Source organism: Verrucomicrobiota bacterium (genome assembly GCA_016871675.1).
In the GTDB taxonomy this organism is placed as follows: domain Bacteria; phylum Verrucomicrobiota; class Verrucomicrobiia; order Limisphaerales; family VHCN01; genus VHCN01.
In genome coordinates this window covers 1-2339 of record VHCN01000140.1, presented here as the reverse complement: position 1 = coordinate 2339, position 2339 = coordinate 1, and the positions used below count along the sequence as shown (strand labels likewise).

3 protein-coding genes are annotated in these 2339 nt (G+C 64.9%); all 3 read right to left on the bottom strand.

Annotated elements, in window-relative coordinates; translation table 11 throughout:
• A partial coding sequence (locus FJ386_15435; GenBank protein MBM3878079.1) for a hypothetical protein occupies positions 1-903 on the bottom strand: 903 nt, incomplete at its 3' end.
• Positions 904-1172: 269 nt separating this feature from the next.
• Positions 1173-1850 carry a nickel transporter gene (locus tag FJ386_15430; protein MBM3878078.1) on the bottom strand — a complete coding sequence of 226 codons (678 nt, stop codon included), beginning with the start codon at positions 1848-1850 and terminating at the stop codon, positions 1173-1175.
• Positions 1851-1985: 135 nt separating this feature from the next.
• Positions 1986-2339: MBL fold metallo-hydrolase (locus tag FJ386_15425; GenBank protein ID MBM3878077.1), on the bottom strand; the 354-nt coding region annotated here is incomplete at its 5' end.

The following is a 2339-nucleotide window of genomic DNA, read 5'->3' as shown; positions in this document are numbered from 1 at the left end:
GTTGTTGTCGAGGTAGTCCGCGCGGACGTTGACCTTGAGCTTGTCGCTCGCCTTGTAGCTGACATACGCCGCGAGGACCTGCGCATCCGTCGCCGCGTTCTGCATGTGGTGATCCCACGCGAGACCGACGGTGAGGTTCTCCATCGGCGTCGGGATGGTGGCACCGACGTAGATGTAGGTGATGTCGTTCGCAGCGCCGTTGCTCTGCGCATCGACGACGCCCGCATTGAGGACCGTTCCCTTCAGCGCACCGAAGCTCTCGGGAGCCGTGGCGCTGATGGCGGCCATGTAGGTCTTCTGGGACTGGGCGGAACCGTTGCGTGCGTTGATGTTGCCGAGCGCGGTGTTCGCGACGCCGATGCTGCCGCTGAAGTTCTCGCAGAAGCGATAGCTGGCGAGAATGCCCGTGTGCTGGACGGGGTCAATGGTGTTGCCCCAAGAACGGGTGTAGTTGGGATTGTCGGGGCTGTTGGTCGCCTCGTAGCCGATGACGCTGTCGAACACGCCCATCTTGATGTCGAGGCCGTTGCCGACAGGGGCGCGGAGCGCGACGTAGGCCTGCTTGAGGCCGAAGCCGCCACCGAGACCGGCGTTCGCGTCCGGTCCGAAGACCATTTCGGCCTTGTAGCCCGACGCCCACTCGCCTTCGCCGGGGGCCTTGGCCACCGTGACGTTGACGACGTCGAGGTTGAATCCGTCGGCCTTGCCCGCGCCAAACCGATAGGCGCTGACGCCGGCGGCGCTGGAGAAGTCCCAGCGGGCGGATGTGCTGACGTAACCGCTGAGCGTGGTGCCCGAGACGGCGGTCATGACTTGGTTCTTTGCCTCTTCAGCCTGAGCGGTGCCGGCGAAGCTGATGACGCCTGCGGCAGCCAGTCCGACTGTCCATGGATTGATCTTCATGCTGTTGTTCCTCTTGCGATGTGTTGTGTTTCGTTCTCGGCGTTGTTTGGAGGCAAAAGACCGTTTGCCCCGCACCAAGAACGGTGCATTTGCTGGTGAGAATAGGAAATGAGGCCGCGCATGACAACAACTATTTTGAGAAAGTTTTGCGGCCGTTTGCGAGTAATCCTCGCCTTCGTGAGGGAAAGGGCGCGGTCTGCCGCTCGCCAAGGCAGAAGAACAGGCAAGAAACCGTGCCCATCGGCCGGCATCGCAGACTTGGGAATGCCTCAACCGAGGAACGCCCAGCAACAACCGACTGAGAGCGCGGTGACTCCACAGGCGCCGATCCACATCCGGTAGCCCGGAGGCCAGCGCGTGGCGCTGCCCCGGCTCACGCGTTCGACGCCGGCCGCAAAGGCGCTCATCGCGAGGACCGTTCCGATTCCGTATCCTGCGAGAAATCCCGCGGCATCGCCGGCCGCTGGGAATGCGAGCGCGGGCACCACTCCGACGAGATGCGCGCCGCCTGCGAATCCGTGGAGCGCGCCGATCACCAACGCCGCATGCGTGTGCCGATGCGGCGGCTGGCTTCCCACGGGGTGTGAACTTCCGGGGGTGTGGACGTGAAAGTGCGAGTGCGAACGGCCGCCATGATCGTGCGCGTGGTCATGCACCCGGCGGCTCAACGCAAGCCGCAGGCACCAGAGCCCCATCCCGATCAAGACCAACCCGATCAGCCGCTCGCTCCAGGACGAAATCCAGTCGACGGGCAGCAGGCCGCGGAAGGCGAGGGCGACCCCCCCGAGCAGGACGACACCGCACCCGTGGCCCAGGCCCCACGCTGCGCCTGTCCTCCACGCACGGGCGCGGCCCACGGACAGGGGAGCCACGGCAGCGAGATGGTCCGGTCCGGTGAAGACGTGGACGCACCCGGCAAGCAAGCCCGCGAGAAGCGCCAGAAACATGATGTGAAGGTCCTGCAGCAAGGCGGACGAGGCGTGAAGTTATGGAGCGCAACCCGCCGTGTAAAGAAGAGAGGGCGGCGGTTTGGACTTCGCACACAACCCTGAGCGCGCGGCGGCCGCGGGAGCGGGGCGCGGTCAAAAAACTTCCGGGACCCCCTCTTCCAAGAATCTGACACGCTGGCTCAGCCCGTCCTTGTGCGCGAGGTCGCGGAGCCAGCGCGGCGGCTCGTCGACTTCCTCGAACGAGAGCTTGAACGTCCCGTAGTGCATCGGCACAAACCACTGCGCGCGCAGGTCGCGGAAGACTTTCACCGCGTCGTCCGGGCCCATGTGGACATTGCGAAAACTCTCCGGGAAATACGCGCCGATGGGCAGCAGCGCGACCTGCGGCTTGAGGCGCACGCCGATGTCCTTGAAGCCATCGAAGTAGGCGCTGTCGCCGGCGTGATAGACTGAACGGCCCTGGTGTTCCAGCACGAAACCGCCGTA

Excerpts from the sequence above, each read along its gene's own strand:
- FJ386_15430 (MBM3878078.1), bottom strand. The coding sequence starts at position 1,850 with ATGTTTCTGGCGCTTCTCGCGGGCTTGCTTGCCGGGTGCGTCCACGTC.